The sequence below is a fragment of the Arthrobacter glacialis genome (genome assembly GCF_002909415.1).
GTDB lineage: Bacteria > Actinomycetota > Actinomycetes > Actinomycetales > Micrococcaceae > Specibacter > Specibacter glacialis.
Map to the genome: position 1 here is coordinate 70,035 of NZ_PPXB01000010.1, position 17,776 is coordinate 87,810.

The 17,776-nt window shown below is 61.8% G+C and carries 19 protein-coding genes; 5 read left to right on the forward strand and 14 right to left on the reverse strand.

What is annotated here, in order from left to right; translation table 11 throughout:
* Positions 1-30 precede the first annotated feature (30 nt).
* From CVS28_RS13055 to dapA, 3 genes are all read right to left on the reverse strand, one after another.
* Complete coding sequence (locus CVS28_RS13055; protein ID WP_103481794.1) at positions 31-2,895, reverse strand: FtsK/SpoIIIE family DNA translocase; 2,865 nt, start codon at positions 2,893-2,895, stop codon at positions 31-33.
* Positions 2,896-3,092: 197 nt separating this feature from the next.
* Positions 3,093-4,784, reverse strand: coding sequence for a ribonuclease J (locus tag CVS28_RS13060; RefSeq protein WP_103481795.1), 1,692 nt, complete (start codon positions 4,782-4,784; stop codon positions 3,093-3,095).
* Positions 4,785-4,786: 2 nt separating this feature from the next.
* Positions 4,787-5,692, reverse strand: a complete 906-nt coding sequence (gene dapA, locus CVS28_RS13065; protein ID WP_103466384.1) for a 4-hydroxy-tetrahydrodipicolinate synthase — start codon at positions 5,690-5,692, stop codon at positions 4,787-4,789.
* Positions 5,693-5,792: 100 nt separating this feature from the next.
* Between dapA and CVS28_RS13070 the strand changes: the two genes are divergently transcribed.
* Entirely contained in the window at positions 5,793-6,641 is an 849-nt protein-coding gene (locus tag CVS28_RS13070; protein WP_103481796.1) for an SGNH/GDSL hydrolase family protein, read from the forward strand.
* 50 nt (positions 6,642-6,691) lie between these two features.
* Here CVS28_RS13070 and CVS28_RS13075 read toward each other — a convergent pair whose 3' ends face one another.
* Genes CVS28_RS13075 through CVS28_RS13105 form a run of 7 tightly spaced genes read right to left on the reverse strand, consistent with a single transcriptional unit; the run spans position 6,692 to position 11,524 of the window.
* Positions 6,692-7,480: an alpha/beta fold hydrolase gene (locus tag CVS28_RS13075; RefSeq protein ID WP_103481797.1), complete on the reverse strand. Its 789-nt coding sequence runs from the start codon at positions 7,478-7,480 to the stop codon at positions 6,692-6,694.
* A gap of 2 nt (positions 7,481-7,482) precedes the next feature.
* A complete protein-coding gene (locus CVS28_RS13080) occupies positions 7,483-7,941 on the reverse strand; it encodes a hypothetical protein (protein ID WP_103481798.1) in 459 nt (152 codons plus the stop codon).
* 4 nt (positions 7,942-7,945) lie between these two features.
* Entirely contained in the window at positions 7,946-8,704 is a 759-nt protein-coding gene (dapB, locus tag CVS28_RS13085; protein ID WP_103481799.1) for a 4-hydroxy-tetrahydrodipicolinate reductase, read from the reverse strand.
* Positions 8,705-8,714: 10 nt separating this feature from the next.
* On the reverse strand, positions 8,715-9,194 hold the full coding sequence (locus CVS28_RS13090) for a molybdenum cofactor biosynthesis protein MoaE (protein WP_103481800.1): 480 nt from the start codon (positions 9,192-9,194) through the stop codon (positions 8,715-8,717).
* Positions 9,184-9,684, reverse strand: coding sequence for a MogA/MoaB family molybdenum cofactor biosynthesis protein (locus CVS28_RS13095; protein ID WP_103466379.1), 501 nt, complete (start codon positions 9,682-9,684; stop codon positions 9,184-9,186). The genes CVS28_RS13090 and CVS28_RS13095 overlap by 11 nt, the downstream gene beginning before the upstream one ends.
* Positions 9,681-10,208, reverse strand: coding sequence for a cyclic pyranopterin monophosphate synthase MoaC (gene moaC, locus CVS28_RS13100; RefSeq protein WP_423716405.1), 528 nt, complete (start codon positions 10,206-10,208; stop codon positions 9,681-9,683). The genes CVS28_RS13095 and moaC overlap by 4 nt, the downstream gene beginning before the upstream one ends.
* Positions 10,205-11,524, reverse strand: coding sequence for a molybdopterin molybdotransferase MoeA (locus tag CVS28_RS13105; protein ID WP_103481801.1), 1,320 nt, complete (start codon positions 11,522-11,524; stop codon positions 10,205-10,207). Before CVS28_RS13105 ends, moaC begins: the two co-directional genes overlap by 4 nt.
* A 91-nt stretch (positions 11,525-11,615) precedes the next feature.
* Between CVS28_RS13105 and CVS28_RS13110 the strand changes: the two genes are divergently transcribed.
* Together CVS28_RS13110 and CVS28_RS20160 are read left to right on the forward strand one after the other, a co-directional pair.
* The gene (locus CVS28_RS13110) at positions 11,616-12,086 is read left to right on the forward strand and encodes a hypothetical protein (protein ID WP_103481802.1); all 471 of its coding nucleotides are present in this window, start codon (positions 11,616-11,618) and stop codon (positions 12,084-12,086) included.
* A gap of 455 nt (positions 12,087-12,541) precedes the next feature.
* Positions 12,542-12,793, forward strand: a complete 252-nt coding sequence (locus CVS28_RS20160; RefSeq protein ID WP_243399883.1) for a hypothetical protein — start codon at positions 12,542-12,544, stop codon at positions 12,791-12,793.
* Positions 12,794-12,988: 195 nt separating this feature from the next.
* Here CVS28_RS20160 and CVS28_RS13120 read toward each other — a convergent pair whose 3' ends face one another.
* Positions 12,989-13,474 (reverse strand): GNAT family N-acetyltransferase, encoded by a 486-nt coding sequence (locus CVS28_RS13120; RefSeq protein ID WP_243399884.1) that lies wholly within the window; start codon positions 13,472-13,474, stop codon positions 12,989-12,991.
* A 354-nt stretch (positions 13,475-13,828) separates the two neighbouring features.
* On the opposite strand from CVS28_RS13120, the gene CVS28_RS13125 reads away from it, so the two are divergent.
* On the forward strand, positions 13,829-14,611 hold the full coding sequence (locus CVS28_RS13125) for a hypothetical protein (RefSeq protein WP_133159134.1): 783 nt from the start codon (positions 13,829-13,831) through the stop codon (positions 14,609-14,611).
* A 130-nt stretch (positions 14,612-14,741) separates the two neighbouring features.
* Positions 14,742-15,152 (forward strand): hypothetical protein, encoded by a 411-nt coding sequence (locus CVS28_RS13130; RefSeq protein ID WP_133159135.1) that lies wholly within the window; start codon positions 14,742-14,744, stop codon positions 15,150-15,152.
* A gap of 176 nt (positions 15,153-15,328) precedes the next feature.
* Here the strand turns inward: CVS28_RS13130 and CVS28_RS13135 are convergent, their stop codons facing one another.
* From CVS28_RS13135 to CVS28_RS13145, 3 genes are all read right to left on the reverse strand, one after another.
* Positions 15,329-15,955, reverse strand: a complete 627-nt coding sequence (locus CVS28_RS13135; RefSeq protein ID WP_103481807.1) for a LysE family translocator — start codon at positions 15,953-15,955, stop codon at positions 15,329-15,331.
* A complete protein-coding gene (locus tag CVS28_RS13140) occupies positions 15,949-16,686 on the reverse strand; it encodes a metallophosphoesterase (protein WP_165788153.1) in 738 nt (245 codons plus the stop codon). The genes CVS28_RS13135 and CVS28_RS13140 overlap by 7 nt, the downstream gene beginning before the upstream one ends.
* 298 nt (positions 16,687-16,984) lie before the next feature.
* Complete coding sequence (locus tag CVS28_RS13145; protein WP_341476410.1) at positions 16,985-17,734, reverse strand: alpha/beta fold hydrolase; 750 nt, start codon at positions 17,732-17,734, stop codon at positions 16,985-16,987.
* Positions 17,735-17,776 lie beyond the last annotated feature (42 nt).

Sequence of the window (17,776 nt, forward strand, 5' to 3'; positions counted from 1 at the left end):
CAGGAACATTCGAACAGGAAATCTTTAAAGCTAACGTCCAGTCAATGACCATGCGTCTTCGCCGCCCTCATCATCATCGTTGTCGGCACCGTCGTGGTATTCGGTGGCTTGCGGGCGGTTCTCCAAATCCGCAGCTACCAGATCCTCACCCCAACCGTGGTTGGCATTGGCGTTCTCGGCCAGTGCAGCAGCCATGGGGTCCGCAGGAATTTCGACGTCGGACCCTCCCGAGCCCTCGTCGCCGCGGATGGCGGCCAGCGTCACCGCCAGGTCATCGGGCTTCACGAGCACGTCACGTGCTTTGGAACCCTCCGAGGGGCCCACCACGCCGCGCGACTCCAGCAAGTCCATGAGTCGACCGGCCTTGGCAAAGCCCACGCGCAGCTTGCGCTGCAGCATGGAGGTTGAGCCGAACTGCGTGGTCACCACCAGCTCGGTGGCCTGCAGCAGCAGGTCCATGTCATCGCCGATGTCGTCCTCAATGGCCTTCTTGGGCGCCTCAACAGCAACATCCGTCCGGTACGTCGCCTTGAGCTGGCCCTTAACATGGTCCACCACACGCTTGATCTCAGCCTCGGTGACCCAGGCGCCCTGGACACGGATGGGCTTGGACTGGCCCATGGGCAGGAACAGGGCGTCACCCTGGCCCAGCAGCTTCTCGGCCCCCGGCTGGTCCAGGACCACGCGGGAGTCGGTCACGGAGGAAGTGGCAAACGCCATGCGGGAGGGCACATTGGCCTTGATCAGGCCTGTCACAACATCCACCGAGGGTCGCTGGGTGGCAAGAACCAGGTGGATGCCTGCTGCACGGGCCAACTGGGTGATGCGCACAATGGAATCTTCCACGTCGCGCGGGGCAACCATCATGAGGTCCGCAAGCTCATCAACAATGACCAGCAAGTACGGGTAGGGCCGCACAATGCGCTTGGAATCAACGGGCGGATGCACCTTGCCCGCTTTGACCGCCTTGTTGAATTCGTCGATGTGCTTGAAGCCGTAGTTGGCCAGATCGTCATAGCGCTGGTCCATTTCCCGAACCACCCATTGGAGGGCCTCAGCAGCCTTTTTGGGGTTGGTGATGATGGGGGTGATCAGGTGGGGCACACCCTCATACGCCGTCAGTTCCACGCGTTTGGGGTCCACCATGACCATGCGGACCTCGTCAGGGGTGGCACGCATCAAGATGGAGACAATCATGGAGTTCACAAAGGACGACTTACCGGCACCCGTGGCACCGGCCACCAAAAGGTGCGGCATCTTGGCCAGGTTGGCCACCACAAAACCGCCCTCCACATCCTTGCCCACACCCATGACCATGGGGTGTTCGGTGCGGCGGGCGTTGGCCGATCGCAGCACGTCACCCAGGACAACAATTTCCTTGTCGGCGTTGGGAATCTCAATGCCAATGGCGCTCTTGCCCGGAATGGGGCTCAGGATGCGCACATCCGAGGACGCCACAGCGTAGGAAATGTTCTTGCTCAGTGCCGTGACGCGCTCAACCTTGGTGCCAGGGGCCAGCTCGATCTCGTAGCGGGTCACCGTGGGTCCGCGGCTGAATCCTGTGACGGCTGCGTCCACATTGAACTGGTTCAAGGTGTCCGTCAGGGCCGCCACCACGGAGTCGTTGGCCTCTGTGGCCTCCTTGCCGGGGGGTCCTGCCGGCAGGAAATCGGATTCTGGCAGCGTGTAGGTGACGTCGCCGGAAAGCTGGAGCTGCTCTGAGCGTGCCGGAATGGGAGTTGGCGGGGCCATGGGCGGGGCCGGGATGGCGCCCACTGATGCACCTTGCAGTGCGTTGGCCCCCACAATGCCAATGGCGGCTGTAACTGCCTCGTCGCTGTTGAACTGCTGGACGTCAAAGACGTCGGTGGCGGTGGGCAGTCCCTGGCGGGCCTTGATCTTGTCGGCGGCCAGCTGGTCGCGCGTGGGCCGCCGGACTCCGGGGCGCACGGAAGGGGCGGCCGACGGCGCTTCCTGGGCTTCGTCGTCGTCCGCGTCAACCAGCGCGGTGGCGAACGCTTCGGTGCCCAGCACATCCTCAAACTCGTCGTCCTCGGCGGCCTTCTTGCGCGCGCGCAGGCTGCGCGGCTTCTTAGGCTTGGCTTCGGTTTCCCTGTCGTAGAGGTAGCTCTGGTCATGGCCGTCAGCGTCCAGCTCACGGCCGGGGGAAACACCCACCAGCTGTTCGTAGACCCAGTGCAGGCGTGAGGGGATGCGCAGCACCGGAGTGCTGGTGAGGATCAGGAGGCTGGTGAAGGCCAGGACGGAGTAGGTGACGACCGCCAGAACGGGGCTGATGACAGCCAGCGGTGCGCCAGCGATCATCCCGACCATGCCGCCTGCGGCGCTGATGCCGTTGAAGCCTTCATTGATGTTGGGGCTGCCGCCGGCCACATGCGCCAGGGCACAGCCTGCGATCGTCATGATGCCAAAGCCCACGGCAACCCGGTTGTTGGCACGGACATTGGTGGGCTGGCGGAACACCAGGATGGAGAAAATGAGGAACATGGGCGGCAGCATGGCCGCAAACCAGCCAAAGGTGCCCTCGAAGACTCCGCGCATGGCGTCGGCCACCGGCCCGGACAGCCCCCACCAGGTGAAGGTGGCAATGACTGTTGCCAGCACAATGAACAGCAGGCCCGAACCGTCGCGTCGCTCATGCGCTGGGATCTGGCTCATGTCGGTACCCATGCGCCGGATGGCACCACCGATCAAATGGCCAAGACCCTGCCAGAAAGCAACCGCCATCCGCACAGGCCAAATCTGGTGGGTCTCCGGTTCGGGAGCTGGTTGTTTGCTGCGCGGCACCGACATCTTTGTGGTCTTGGGGGCGCGCGAAGCTGCGCCACCCTTCTGACCGGCGGAGGAACGGGCGGGGGAAGAACGAGTCGCCATACACCCTACGGTACCGCCCACAGCCGGTGTGGGCCCGGATTTGGGGCTTCAAGCAGTCGTGGTGGCAAGCACAGCGGGCCGCCGGGACCCGCCGTCGTACATCCCTCCCACAAACACAACTGACCCGCAGAAATCGCCGAAAATCACCCGGAAATCAGGTTTTTTCGTCGTTTTCTGCGGGTCAGTTGCAAAAACCGCTACGCCTCGAGGACCACCGGGATGATCATGGGGCGGCGGCGCAGTTTGCGGTTGACCCAGGTGCCGATCACGCGGCGCACCACCTGCTGGAGTTGGTGGGTGGTGTGGTCGGTGCTGGCCATGACCGCTTCCTCAAGGGCCGCGGCAATCTTGGGCTTGATGTCATCGAACACGGAATCGTCCTCGGCAACGCCGCGGGCGTGAATGTCCGGGCCGGACACGATCTTGCCGGTGGCCCGGTTCACCACTGTGATGATGGAAATGAAACCCTCATCGCCCAGCACGCGGCGGTCCTTCAAGTCAGCATCGGTGATCTCGCCAACGCTGTGGCCGTCAACGTAGACGAAGCCGCACTCGACCTGGCCAACAATCTGGGCGACGCCGTCCTTCAAATCGATGACCGAACCGTCATCCGTCAGCAACACGTTCTCCGCCGGCACGCCCGAGGCGATGGCGATGTTGGCGTTGGCGATCAGGTGGCGGGTTTCCCCGTGCACCGGCATGACATTCTTGGGGGTCAGGATGTTGTAGCAGTACAGCAGTTCCCCTGCGGCGGCGTGGCCGGATACGTGGACCTTGGCCGTGCCCTTGTGGATGACGTCGGCGCCACGCTTGAGGAGCCCGTTGATGATCCGGAATACTGCGTTCTCATTGCCCGGGATGAGCGAGGAGGCCAGGATGACGGTGTCGCCCTTGCCCACGGAGATCTTGTGGTCGCCGTTGGCCATGCGGGACAGGGCAGCCATGGGCTCGCCCTGGGATCCGGTGGACATCAGGACCACCTTGTTGTCCGGCAGGCTGTCCACATTCTTCAGGTCCACAAGCACGTCAGCGGGCACATGCAGGTAGCCCAGTTTGGCGGCGATGGCCATGTTGCGGACCATGGAGCGGCCCACGAACGCCACCTTGCGGTCGTGTGCCACGGCTGCGTTGAGAACCTGCTGGACGCGGTGCACGTGGGAGGAGAAGCTGGCCACGATGATGCGCTTGTTAGCCTTGCCAAACAAGCCCTCAAGGGTGGGCCCAATCTCGGCTTCGCTGGTGGTGAAGCCGGGAACGTCTGCGTTGGTGGAGTCAACCAGGAACAAGTCCACGCCTTCCTCACCCAAGCGGGCAAAGTGGCGCAGGTCAGTGGTGCGGCCGTCCAGCGGCAGCTGGTCCATCTTGAAGTCGCCCGTGTGCAGCACGGAGCCGCCAGCGGTGCGGATGAACACGGCCAGGGCGTCCGGGATGGAGTGGTTGACGGCAATAAACTCGCACTGGAACGGGCCCAGCTGCTCAACCTGCTCTTCCTTGACAGTCAGGGTCCAGGGCTTGATCCTGTGCTCAGTCAACTTGGCTTCAATGAACGCCAGGGTCAGCTGTGAACCGATCAGGGGGATGTCATTGCGCAGGCGCAACAGGTACGGGACGGCACCAATGTGGTCTTCGTGGCCGTGCGTGAGCACCACGCCAACCACATCGTCAAGGCGGTCCTCGATGTACGAGAAATCGGGCAGGATCAGATCGACGCCGGGCTGGTCCTCTTCAGGAAAGAGCACGCCGCAGTCAACAATGAGCAGTTTGCCGTCCATTTCAAAGACTGTCATGTTTCGGCCAATTTCGCCGATGCCGCCCAGCGGAACAACCCGCAGCGTTCCCGGCTCCAAGGCTGGCGGGGTACGCAGTCCGGGCTCAGTCATTTGAGTCATGGTTAAACTTCCATTCCAGCTTCCGCAAGGTCAGCTTTGATCATGGCGATCTCGGCCTCGCCCGGCTCCACCAAGGGCAGCCGGACAACCGAGTTGGACAGGATTCCCTGCCACTTAAGAATTTGTTTGACAGCCACTGCGCCCTGCACGTGGCCCATGGTGGCGCGAATAACCGCGTCCAGCTCAAAATGAATCTTGCGTGCCGTGACAAAATCCCCTGCCGCGGCGGCGTCAATCAGCGCGCGGAACTGCTTCGGGGCAATGTGGGCGCTGACGCTGACAAGTCCGACGGCGCCGGCGGCCATCAGCGGCAGCGTCAGTCCGTCGTCGCCCGAGTAAACATCCAGGTCCGTGTTGGCCAGCACGCGGCTGGTCTCCGTGAAATCGGCTTTGGCGTCCTTGAGCGCTGTGATGCGCGGGTGGTCGGCCAGGCGGATGATGGTTTCGGTGTGGATGGGCACCCCGGCGCGGCCGGGAATGTCGTAGAGCATCACGGGCAGTTCGGTGGAGTTGGCAATGGCCTCAAAGTGGGCCGCGATGCCGGCCTGGCTGGGCTTGTTGTAGTACGGGGTGACAATGAGCAGGCCGTCAATGTCCAGCTTGGCCGCGCGCTGGGACAGGCTAATGGAGTGACGGGTGTCATTGGTGCCGGTGCCGGCGATGACGCGGGCACGGTGTCCAACGGCGTCGATCACGGCCTGGAACATGCCCAGGTTCTCTTCATCCGTCAGGGTGGAGGTTTCACCCGTGGTTCCGGTGACCAGGATGCCGTCGCAGCCGTCGTCGACCAGCTTGTTGGCGAGCTCTCCGGCCGCCTTGTAATCCACTGCCCCATCAGCGGTGAAAGGGGTGACCATTGCGGGCACCAGAGTTCCGAACGGGCGCTGGGAAATTTCAGAGACAGACATAGCTAAAACGTTACCTGCTCTTGGGCGTTTTCGTTCAACGCTGTTCACGAGTCGCCGCGCCGCCAGGCAGGAATATACTTCCTTGCAAGGAGGATCCCGCATGGAGGTCAGTCAGTGGCGCAAAGCATCTTTGGCTGGTGGCGTTGTGGCCGCCAGCCTCGCCGCCACACTGGGCGGGATCGCACTCTTGTTCAAGGCCGAGGGGCGCGCCGCCCAGCAGACGGTGGGGCATCGCCTGGGGAACAATGGCCCCGACGCCGACACCGTGTACCGCCCCGAATGGGGGAACCCACTGCGTTTGGTGATTGCTGGCGACTCGGTGGCCGCCAGTCTGGGCGCCAGCACACCCAGAGCCACCCTGGGCGCCGCTTTGGCGCTTGCCCTGGCCGAGCACGCGGGCCGTGCCGTGGAGTTGCGCACCATGGCGGTGGTGGGGGCGCAAACGTCTGCGGTGCTGGCGCAGATTGCCAGGCTGCCGGCCAGTTTTGGACCCGATGTCACGGTGATCATTGTGGGCGGAAATGACCTGACAACCCATATTCCATTAGCCGCTTCCATCAAGTTCTTGGAGCTTGCCATCGCCAACTTGCAGGCCTGGGGCAGCCAGGTGGTGGTGGGAACCGTCCCCGACTTTGACACGCTCCCCTCGCTCCCGCAGCCGCTGCGCGAATTTGGCGGCCAAATGTCCCGCCGTTTGGCAACGGCCCAGTTCAAGGCTGCCGCCGCGGCCGGCGCACATCCGGTCCTGCTGGGCAAGGCCGTCCGGCAAATCTTCCTGTCCGACCCGCGTTACATGTTTTCCATTGACGGTTTTCACCCCTCCAGCATGGGCTACCGTTCCGCGTCTCTGGCGTTGATGCCGGCTGTTCTGGCTGCGTACGACGACGAGTACCCGGCACCCGGGCCGGAAACCACAGCGGTTCCGCCGCTGCGTCCCGGGGCTGACTGACACTGCCGGAACAGGGCATGACCGCCCCAAGTCAAAAGGCTCTGGAGGGGTTAGAGGGAGAGCAGGAAGGGCAGCCAATCATCCAGGACCGGCTGGGCGGGCACCAGTGTGCTGCCGTGGTTGCGGCCTGGCAGCTCAACGAAGCGGGCCTGGGGCATCAGTTCCGCTGCCCTGCGTGAATCCGCCACTCGTGCGGGATCGGCTGTTCCGGCCATGAGCAGGGCTGGAACTTCTATGGCTGCCACCTCCGCTTCCGGGACCGGCGCGTCTGCCTCGGTTTGGCGGAAATAGGCCAGCAGGGCTTGGGCATCATTGGCCAGGAAAGCGGCCCGGGTTTGGGCATCCAGGGGCCGCCCCATCCGCGCTTCCCAGCCAGCAACAAAGGCGGGCATGCCGCCTGAGTGCAGGGCGGCGTCGTACTCGGCAAAGAAAAGCTGACCGATGCTGCCCGGCTGAATGCGGAATGTCCCGCCCAAAGTAGTCAGGGACAGCAGGCGCTCCGGGGCCGCGACGGCCAGGGAGAAACCCAGCCGGGCACCCACGGAATAGCCGCCGTAGTGGGCCTGTTGCGCCCCGGCCGCATCCAGCACCGCCAAGGCGTCGGCCACGAGCAGGTCCATGGCATAGTCGGCCGGCGTGGTGGGCTTGCCGCTGAGGCCGTGCCCGCGCAGGTCCATGGTGATGACCTGGAAGTGTTCGCGCAGCGCCTTGGTGTAGCCAAAGCCGCGCCAAATGGCCTTGCTCAGGGCGCTCCCATGGACCAGCAGGATGGGCGCCCCCTCCCCCACCAGGTTGTAGGCGAGCTCGACGCCGTCGTGCGGATTCCTGGCGACTGCCACGGTTAGGCCTTGCGGAACAGGACGATGGCGTCGCGCATGGCCTTGCGGGCGCGCTTCCTATCCCCTGAGGCGTCGTAGGCGCACGACAGCCTGAACCAGGACCGCCAGTCCTCCGGCGCGGCCTCGGCTTCGGCCTTGTACTTTTCAAATTCGGCATCAGCGGCGGCACGGACAATGCGACCGCCCGGTGTGCGGGGCAGGTTGTCCTCCGGCAGGCCGCCTTCGGCGTCCAGAATGTTGGCCATTTTCTCGGTGGCGGCTCCGAAGCGAACCTCGCTGATCAACGCCCAGGCCGCCACCAGCGGGATCACAAAGTAGGAGACACCCAGGAGTTTCGCTACCCAGTCCGTGTCGCCCAGCAGCAGCACTGCCCGCTGCATCATGACCACCATGTAGAAGACCAGCAGCAGGCAAATGAGCGCAACCCAGATTTTTGTTTTAGACAGTTTCAGCGCAGCCACAGTCCTAGCCGTCCAAATCCATGTAGCCGTCAAGGCCCACTGTCAGTCCCGGCCGGCTGCCCACAGTCCGCACACCCAGCAGCACGCCGGGCATGAACGATTCGTGGTTGAAGGAGTCATGACGGATGGTTAGCGCCTCGCCGTGGCTGCCCAAGAGGACTTCCTGGTGTGCCACCAGGCCGGCCAAGCGAACGCTGTGGACGGGGATGCCGTCAATGGAGGCTCCACGGGCGCCGTCGAGCTCGGTTTCAGTGGCATCCGGGGCGTCAGCAACTCCGGCGGCGGCGCGGGCCGCTGCCACGAGCTGGGCCGTGCGCAGGGCGGTGCCGGAGGGGGCATCCACCTTGCGCGGGTGGTGCAGCTCAATGATCTCCACGGAGTCGAAGTAGCGGGCGGCCTGGGCGGCAAAGCGGGTTGCCAGCACGGAGCCCAGGGCAAAGTTGGGGGCAATCAAGACACCGGTTTCGGGGTGCTTGGTCAGCAGGGCCTCAAGTGCGGCCAGCCGGGCAGCGTCCCAGCCGGTGGTTCCCACCACGGCATGGATGCCGTGCTCCACGGCAAAGTGGATGTTGGCCTCGGTGGAGCCCGGGACTGTCAGGTCAACAATGACCTGGGCACCGCGTTCCAGCAGCACGTCAAGGGAGTCGGCCCGGCCCAAAGCGGCCACCAGTTCCATGTCCTGTGCCGCATTGATGGCCGTCACGGCGGCCGTTCCCATTCGTCCCTTGGCACCGAGCACGGCCACCTTCAGCATTTCACTCATGGGTTTAAGCCTACTGGTTTTCTGGTGGGCTCTGCTCCGGGACGTTTCCTGCCCCCACCCACTCCACTGAACCGTCACTGAAGAACTGTTCCTTCCAAATGGGCACCTCGGCCTTGATCCGCTCCACGAGGGCCGAGCACAGCTCAAACGCCTCCGCCCGGTGCGATGACGCCACGGCGCACACCAGTGCGGGGTCGCCAATCTCCAGGGCACCCACCCGGTGTGCAACCCAGATCCGCACGGGGTGGCCGTCCGGGTCCGCCGTGGACTGGGCCAGGGAGCTGACTATCTCGTTCAGCACACCCAGGGCGAGCGGGTGCGCGCTGTAACTCAGACGCGTGACGTCCTTGCCGCCGTCGTGGTTGCGCACCACGCCGCTGAAGCTGACAACTGCCCCTGCCGCATCGGATTCCACGGCCGCAATGGCCGCGTCAACCGAGATGGGGGTGGCGCTCAGCTGGGCCGAAACCACCTCGACGTTAGTGTCCATGGTGTCCGCTGACCTGTTCGCAGAGGTGTTTGATGATGGGATCCAGCACGGCGAGTCCGTCCATGACGCCGGAGGGGGATCCGGGCAGATTCACAATCAACGTGTGCCCGGCAAGCCCCGCGTGCCCCCGACTCAGGGCCGCCATGGGGGTCTTGGCCAGTCCCGCGGCGCGGATAGCCTCCATGATGCCGGGGATTGGCCGATCCAGCAGCGGAAGGGTCATTTCGGGTGTTTGGTCGTCGTGGCTGAGTCCTGTGCCTCCGCTGGTAATCACGACGGCGGGACGTTGCGTCAGCACTGCCCGCAGCGCGGCTCCCACCGGTGCGCCGTCGGGCACCACCACGGCGGGCATGGTCTCAAAGCCGTGCTCGCCCAGCCAGTCAGCGATGATGGGCCCGGTGGTGTCGGGATACACGCCCAGTGCGGCCCGGGTGGAGGCGATGATGACGGCGGCTGCGCCCAAAGACGTTCCTGGTTCGCAGGCGCTCATGCGTTGTCCTCTACTTCTGTGGCGGAAATTTGCTGGGCTGTTTCCCCAACCCAGTCGCCGCTTTTGCCGCCACTTTTGGCCAGCACCTGGATGTTGGAGATGACGGCGTGTTTGTCCACTGCCTTGATCATGTCGTACACGCTCAGGGCGGCAACGGAGACGGCTGTCAACGCTTCCATCTCCACTCCTGTCACGCCGCGGGTCTTCACTGTGGCAAGCACTGTGACGGCGGTGGCGCTGAGCTCAAAATCAACAGTGACCTTGGAAAGGGGCAGCGGATGGCACAAGGGTATGAGCTCGGGCGTCTTTTTGGCCCCCATGATGCCTGCCACCCGGGCCACGGCCAGGGCGTCACCCTTGGGAAGTCCGCCGGAGCCCAAAAGGAGCATCACCTCGGCCGTGGTGGTGACTGTGCCGGTGGCCGTGGCCTGGCGGGTGGTCACGGCCTTGGCGGAAACGTCCACCATCTGGGCCGTACCATCCTGCCGCAAATGGGTGAGTGCTGGTTGTTCAGAAGAAGTCACAACAGCCATACTTCCACCTTTGCCCCCGCCCGCAATTCGGTGACACCGGCAGGGATGTGAATCAAGGCGTCAGCCTGGGCAAGGGAGCCCAGCAAATGCGAGGACTCACCGCCCACCTCACGCACCGACGGTGCCGACTCAAATTCCGGACCGGAGTAGACGCCGCGCCGAACCTGGTGCTTCCCCAACGGCGAGCTGAGTGCGTGTTCCAGGGCGGCAACCACGCGTTGCCGCGGTGCCGGGGCGCCCAGCAGGCTGAACAGCGCCGGGCGCAGGAACAGCTCAAAGGACACAAAGGCGCTAACGGGGTTGCCCGGGAAGCCCAGGAAAGGTACGCCCCGGTACGTCCCCAGCGCTTGGGGACCGCCGGGCTGCAGGCCCACTGACACAAACTCCATGGCAGCGTTGGATGCGGCGCCCTCGGAGGCCGCACCCAGAGCCTGCCGCACCACTTCAAAGGCACCGGCACTGATGCCGCCCACCGAAACTACCAGGTCGTAACGTGGCTGGCTTCCCCCGTCCCTAGCCAACACGCCACCAACCTCGGTATCCAGAAGCCGCAGAAGAGCCTGCGGATCATCCTTGACAATGACGGCATTGACCACATCCACCGAGGACTGGCCCAGGCTGGCCCGCAGGAGTGTTTCATTGGCATCAAAGATCATGCCCGGGGGCAGCTCGTCGGCTCTGCCGGTGGGTGCCAGAATTTCATCCCCTGTTGTCAGCAGCAGCACTTTCGCCCGGCGCTTCAAGGGCAAGGTAGTGAAACCCAAGGCGGCCGCCAACCCCAGGTGCGCCGCATTGAGCAGGGTGCCGGCGGGGATCACAACACTGCCCCGGCGCACATCGCTGCCCTGCGCCCTGACAAAGGTTCCGGCCGCCGGAACGGGCAATGCCACCTCATCTCCTGCGGACAGGAACGCGGCAGGCACTGCTTTTTCCACGGGAACCACAGCATTGGCGCCGTCGGGCAGCATGGCCCCTGTCATGATCGGGGCGGCCACACCCGCAGCCAGGGCCGCGGGAACCACGCCGGCCGGGATGGTGGCAGCTACACGGAATGTGGTTGATTGCGCCGAATCAACGTCCACGGGTTGTTGCGGCTCCACGCGGATGGCGTACCCGTCCATCTGTGAATTCGCAAAGGGTGGCAGGTCCAGGGGTGCCACCAGGTCCGTGGCGAGCACACGCCCCAGCCCGGCCATCAGCGGCTCCTGGGAACCGCCGTCGTCCATCACCGAGCCCGGCATTTGAGTCCAGCTGCGGCGCAAAGTCTCCACGACGGCACTTTGGTGTTCGGCGACAGTTCTACGCATTACATCCTCCGTAAAGGGCACCGTGCGGTGCTCGTTTTCCTCAATCCTAGGGTAATGCCCTGCCCAAAAGTGGCCGCTGCCGGGCGTGCCGATGGTGACCCTCGCGGTGGCTGCACTTGCCTTCCCGGCCTATCTGGCGCTGCGCGGCGACTGGCGGTCCTGGACAGTGGCCCGGCCCGTCACCAGGGCAGAATGGCTGCGCACCACCAGCTACTTCCCTTTCACCTTGTTGTTGGCCGGACTCACACTTGTCACGCTGATGCCGTCGCTGGTGTTCGAGGCGCTCGATTGGGAACACGCCAGGAGGTTCATCTGGGCCATACTCTTTTGGATTCCGATGGTGCCGCTGATGGTCTCTCTCGTGTGGTGGCCGCCGTTTTGGGGGCCGCTCTGGTACCGGCGGTGGCGGGCTGCGGGCGGAAGCCGCTCGGTTCTGCCTTGGACAGCTGAAGACATTGCTGCCGCCGCGGCGCTGCCGGAGGGCCGGCGCAAGGCCCGGACACTGCGCAACATTGAGACCTCCAAGGGCTTTGTGCAGCTGGCCCTGGCCAACGGTTGGTGACCCCCGGCTCCGAACCAAGCAGGTGTCCCTGCTCACGTGGGTTGGACCATGAAAAGCGCGGAAGCTAGCGGAATGGTCCGACTGTAGAGAGGCGAAATTGCTGCAGGTGTCTCACTACAGTCGGACCAAAACCTTGAATCCAGTCGCAACGTGTATCGAGTCTGTTTGATTCGTGTCCAGAGCGTTGGGTGTTCCGTAAGGGGAACCTTTACCGGGCGCTACATTCCGTTGATTGTTTTTCATGGCAGGCCGGGTAGGTGTGGGGGGGGTAGATTCGAAGCATGACACCGATTCGCAGATCCGTTTACGGACTTTCACTGGGTGCTCTCGCGGCACTATTGACTGGATGTTCAATTGACCCACTGATCTGGGGAGGCGATGGCGCCCAGGTGATTCAAACGACCGAGAAGCTCGTGAGTGACTTAGCTTCGGGTGAAACGTCAGACATTGATTGCATGGATTCCGTAGCAGATCTCGGCACGCCCAGCGATTGGTCAGGGCTCTCGGCGGGTGAACCGGAAAGGTTTTCCCCGGAGTATTGGGACGGCCAAGTGGCGCTCGACCCTCAGTGGAGCATCAACCTCGAAGGTCTCCCGGAGGGCGCAGTGCCCGGCACCGACTATCCGGGAAACGTCTTCTACCGTGAGACAGATGGTGGTCTATGTGTGATCGACGTAGCCTGGTCAACGCTCGTCTCAGTGAACTGACCAGCTAGGCGTATCAGCTGAACCTCATTCCTTATGGGAAGGGCTACCGCTATTCCGTTGCCTTACTTGCTGATCCGGTGTCCCGTATAGACAACGTGCACTGGGACAAGCTGTTGTGTTGGGCTGGGTAGTTGCCCAAGTTTGCTTATGCACTCATGCAGGGGATGGTGGTAGGAACCAGGTGAATCGTACTTCTCAGTCTCCTGGTGGTTGTTTCGCTTGCAACAGCAACCCCACGCCACCGGTAAAGCTGGTCGTATGAAATTTCGCGGCTCTGGCAACCTCAGCGAAGCCCCACTGACGATGAAGATCGATCGATGCCTGGTTGGATGGGTTGACGATGTACCAAGCCGAATTCGCTCGTGCCCAGATCCAGTCCAATCTCACTTGACTCAAGGCCTTGGCTATCCCGTGGCGCCTGAACTCGGGAAGCACTGTCACTCCGCCCAAGTAGTGCCCGCCGGGTGCCTGTCCATCGGCGTACGACCAGAAGTGGGTCTTGCCCCACCCAACAATGTTGCCATCGGCGGAGGCGACAACAACCAGTCGGTTTTCGTCGAGAATTGCCGTGGCAATGGCCGCTATATCTGCTGGTGAGCGGCCCGCTTTGGTGTCGATGTCACGTATCGCAACGATGTCGTCACTCGTGGCCAGCCTGACGTCAACGGGACCATCTAACACTGTTTCATCTTGACGTCGGTTCGGTAGGTATTCAGCAAACCCGCTACCTGTCATCCTTCAATTCACCCCTCATGCTCAGCCTTTTTCAAGTATTGCCGAAGCCTCAGTGCGGTCAACCAAAAGGGCACACGACACGTCACCGCACCCCCTTTGGGGAACCCTCACCGGTCATTCCGGTTGGCGGAATGACCGGTGAGTGGGACGCAGTAGTTTTTGCCCCGTGACAGGCTGGGAGGATGAGAACTTGGGGCGCCTGTGAATGAATCCGGAAATGCTTTAGGGGGCCGACAGTCAACCTATGCGAGAAATCCCAAACGGTCCAAGACAATCTGGACATCAGTGGCGTGGTTAGCTGTGGCAACAAGCCTCTGGATGCTTGCTTGGTTCTTGAAAGTGCTTGATGACAGTGGCATCTATGTCTTCTTCGCGCCAGGTGATAATTCTCCGACACTGTCCACGGCGATGACACTCCTAGCTATCGGGTCACTCATTGCCGGAGTGCATGGCCTCGTTCGGCGCGTGGTGAACCACGTCCAGCACCGTGGGGTGCTCCTCCTCGCGAAATCATTCGGAGCGATCATCGCGACATGTTTCACGGCTGTTCTGCTTTTCTCGGCAGCAGTAACGCTGCTAGGTGCTCCCATTGCCTCGTACGGGCTGAAATCACCTAACGACGATCGCAGTGTTTTGATCCTCAACCAAAGTTTCCTCCTGCTTGGGTCCTTCAACATCTACGAACCGCGCACGTGGCCGATCTATTCGAAGACGGTCTGGATAGCAACGGACGACGGATTCGACCCGTTCCTCAAAGGGCAGTACAAAGAAACCTGGACAGATGCCGGGCTTGACCTGGACTACGTATTTGACTACATGTACCCGGAGGGTCTTACGCGGGAATCAATTCAACTGTCTAGACAAAAAACGCACCTTGGAGCAAATGGTTACCGTGGCCACCGTCTTCAATATGCGGAGTCCTCGACAATAATTCCTACTCGCCTCGGCGGGGGTCCTCCGTGTCCCAATTCGGAACCCTCTGCGGTCAAGCTATTCCCGCACGGGGAATGCGGACCGGTCATTACGATAGACGTTTTCATCCCTTGGTATGACAGGCATTATTGTGCCTACGGCAAGACCTGACCGGTGAACACGCGCCAGGTTGCCACCCTGCCCGCCATTGACCATCGTGGCCCCCGGGCTAAGCCTGAGAATGGCGTGGAGAGCCCTGATAGGCTCTGTACCTCGAAGATCTGAACGTAACGGTGGGGAAATGAAGTCGAAGAAAATTATGGCAATGACTGCGGTGGTCGGAACGATGGTGCTGACAGGCTGCGCGACCCAGGCCAATGTGTCACCTGGAGCTGTAGGTGAAAATATCTCTACTCCCATGGAGAACTGCATCGGGGGATTCGAGACCATCTGGAATTCGACCCCGGCCGAGGGCGATGCGTCCGAGCTTCCCCAGGAGATTGTGACGGTGGTGTCTGAGACAGGGCGGATTTTTGATGCCATGCGCAGGACACCGGACGGGACAGCAGAGGCCGTCGCACCAGAGGACATCAACTACAAGGTCCATGTAGATGATTCCTGGCCGAAGAACAATGCCATTGTCATTGACACCGCAACCGGCAAGGTCCTCGACACCATCAGCATCCCGGATGGTAGGAGCATATGTGATTAGGCGCTGGAATCGGCCAGAGAATAGAGCAGTCGCCCACAGAAGTTCCAGGGTCGCGCACCCATTCTGAACCGACACCGCAAAAACACCTGCTGGCTCGTTGCTAGGATGTTGGCGGTCTTTCTCGTATGCGGAACCCTCTGTGGGACGGATTTTCTTCGGCAGTTCGCGATGATCCATCAAGCCACGCGAAAAGCGCCCACTATGGCTTGTATTCCAAGTGCCACCATCACGGCTCCTGCCAACGCACTGAGGAAGAAGCGAGTCACTCGCGAGCTGGCCACACCGGGAATGATGCCCACGGCCATGGCAATGAGGCCCAACCATGCCAGAAGCATCAAAATATGGACGACGGCGAAACTCATGTACTGCGATAAGCCGTCCAGGGCCAAGCCAGATATCGTTGGGACCACGAGGACGTAGAGGCTCAGCGCCTTGACGTTTGTGACCAGGGCCAAGAACGACCATAGGACCAGCCTTGGTTGCTGCCTTGGTTGTAGCGACGACGATCGTGCCTGCCGTAGTTCTTTGATTATGGTGAGGAGTCCGAACAGCACAAGAACAATTCCGCCGACCGCGCCGACTATGGTTCGGATCAGAGGATCGTTCGCGACCATCACGCTGAGACCTGTCTGCGCCGTCGCGAATGCGAGGAGCAGGATTCCGAGAGCCGTTCCTGTCCAGACTTTCAGGCCACTCCATCGGTCGCCGTTCGCGGCTCCATTGATTGTTATGGTGAAGCTTGCCCCGGGGCTTAGAACGAACGGGAGAGCTGTAGATGCGAGGACAATTGCTGCGCTCACCATGTGTCAGAACTGAGTGTGTGAAAGACCGTACGAAGTGTCGGACCGGCCAATGTGTGCAGGGCCAACCCTGGTGCTGCGGTGTTGTCCGCGACGGGGTCAGTGCGGCTGCCCAACCGCATGGTGGATACGATGCCTGGAGCACCCAAGAGAGGGCGACCGGCGAAAGTGGTTGCCAAGGCCGTGTGCACATGGCCAGTCAGAACAGCGATGACTTGTTCGTTATTCTCAAGCAGTGCACGCAATTCGTCAGGGTTACGGAGACCATATTGGTCCATTACATGGTGCCCGACGGGAACGGCTGGATGGTGCATTGCCAAGACCACTCGGCCTGGAGCGGCATCAATCGCATCCTGGGCGAAAGCGAGCGCGTCGGTTCGCAGTTCTCCCTCATCGTGATTATCGATATGTGAATCGAGTCCAACAATCGTGACGCCGTCGACTGTAAGGCTGCTGTTAAGGGTTCCTTCCCAACCCCGGTTCAGGAGTGCTTCCTGCATCGGTGCGGAGAGGTCATGATTGCCAGGAACGACAATTGTTGGAATCTCTTTGGGTAGAGCATCGAAAAACTCCCGGTATTCATCGGCAGTGCCATGATCCGTTAGATCCCCGCTGACGAGCAATGCACTCACCTCTGGCAGCTGTTCGATTTGGCTGAGAGCGGCAGAAAATCGGGCCAATCGTTCTGAGCTGGTGTCGAGATGTGTGTCGCTGAGATGCGCAATAACCGGCACTTCTACCTCCAGAGGACTTGTTTGTTTGTCCTCAGCATCTCATCATCTGCCGGTGGCAACTGTGCATTGAGGTCGTGCCAAGGTCGCAGTGTCACTGAAAATCATGCTGCTTGTTTATGGCATGTCAGTTGCCCAATCTGCTACAGACTGGATACACGACCGGCCCATTTGTGGACGGTGAGTGGGACAGCTGCGGAGTCGGTAGCGATACTTCTATGCGGCGTAGGAATGAGCTCATCGCAATCGTAATCCGACTCGAAAAGGCTTTCGGTTCAATCATCTTGGGACTCGGTTTTGGCTATTGCAGTGAGAGCCAATCGGCAACGCGACCGTTGAACCAGTCTGGGCGTTCCAGCGGGATTCCATGGCCGCAGCCATCGATAATTTCAATCTCGCTGCTAGGCAGCGCTGTGTGAATGTCCGCAGCGGAGTCACGCATCAACGAGCGTTCCCGCCGTCCTACCATCACGATGGATCGACCGCGAAACTCTGACCACGCCGCCGGTAACTCGAACCGCAAGTTGTCCCCGACAGCGGCGAGCAGCGTAGCTTTCGTAATGTGGGCACTTGTGTCGATGTATTCTTCCATCAGCTCCGGGGGCACAAACAATTCCCGAGCCTGCATTCGGGCGAACCTGCGATTTCGTGCCAGGGGTGCGCCGGCCCCGAGCGCGCGAAGGGTGAGTCCAGTAAAGGGCATAGCCTTTGCCTGGGCGCTGACAACCATCGCCCGATCTACGAGTTCGGGGTACTTGGACGCAAGTTCGATAGTGAGCTGTGCGCCCAAGGAAAATCCAATTACTGCCGCCGGGGTCGAGCCGCCACACGACAGAACCTGGCTGAGAGCGTCTACCGTGTCGGTGTGTGATTGGTACGTTTTATCGGCGCTCTGGCCATGGCCGGGAAGATCGGGCACGAGCACGTTGTACTTCGATTCGAGGCTCCTTCGAAGTGAGTTCCACATCCACCCGGCTACTCCACCACCGTGTAGGAGGAGCACTGGAGAGCCGTCTTCGGGGCCGAATCTACTTACATGCATGATGTTCATGCTCTCACGTAGGGCTGCGGTGCCCTGCTCAGGGGCACGTTG

What these genes read in the sequence shown, in the direction of transcription:
- CVS28_RS13055 (WP_103481794.1), bottom strand. Translation starts at nt 2,895, where the DNA reads ATGGCGACTCGTTCTTCCCCCGCCCGTTCCTCCGCCGGTCAGAAGGGT.
- CVS28_RS13060 (WP_103481795.1), bottom strand. Translation starts at nt 4,784, where the DNA reads ATGACTCAAATGACTGAGCCCGGACTGCGTACCCCGCCAGCCTTGGAG.
- dapA (WP_103466384.1), bottom strand. Translation starts at nt 5,692, where the DNA reads ATGTCTGTCTCTGAAATTTCCCAGCGCCCGTTCGGAACTCTGGTGCCC.
- CVS28_RS13070 (WP_103481796.1), top strand. Translation starts at nt 5,793, where the DNA reads ATGGAGGTCAGTCAGTGGCGCAAAGCATCTTTGGCTGGTGGCGTTGTG.
- dapB (WP_103481799.1), bottom strand. Translation starts at nt 8,704, where the DNA reads ATGAGTGAAATGCTGAAGGTGGCCGTGCTCGGTGCCAAGGGACGAATG.
- CVS28_RS13090 (WP_103481800.1), bottom strand. Translation starts at nt 9,194, where the DNA reads ATGGACACTAACGTCGAGGTGGTTTCGGCCCAGCTGAGCGCCACCCCC.
- CVS28_RS13095 (WP_103466379.1), bottom strand. Translation starts at nt 9,684, where the DNA reads ATGAGCGCCTGCGAACCAGGAACGTCTTTGGGCGCAGCCGCCGTCATC.
- CVS28_RS13105 (WP_103481801.1), bottom strand. Translation starts at nt 11,524, where the DNA reads ATGCGTAGAACTGTCGCCGAACACCAAAGTGCCGTCGTGGAGACTTTG.
- CVS28_RS13110 (WP_103481802.1), top strand. Translation starts at nt 11,616, where the DNA reads ATGGTGACCCTCGCGGTGGCTGCACTTGCCTTCCCGGCCTATCTGGCG.
- CVS28_RS20160 (WP_243399883.1), top strand. Translation starts at nt 12,542, where the DNA reads ATGGATTCCGTAGCAGATCTCGGCACGCCCAGCGATTGGTCAGGGCTC.
- CVS28_RS13130 (WP_133159135.1), top strand. Translation starts at nt 14,742, where the DNA reads ATGAAGTCGAAGAAAATTATGGCAATGACTGCGGTGGTCGGAACGATG.
- CVS28_RS13135 (WP_103481807.1), bottom strand. Translation starts at nt 15,955, where the DNA reads ATGGTGAGCGCAGCAATTGTCCTCGCATCTACAGCTCTCCCGTTCGTT.
- CVS28_RS13145 (WP_341476410.1), bottom strand. Translation starts at nt 17,734, where the DNA reads ATGAACATCATGCATGTAAGTAGATTCGGCCCCGAAGACGGCTCTCCA.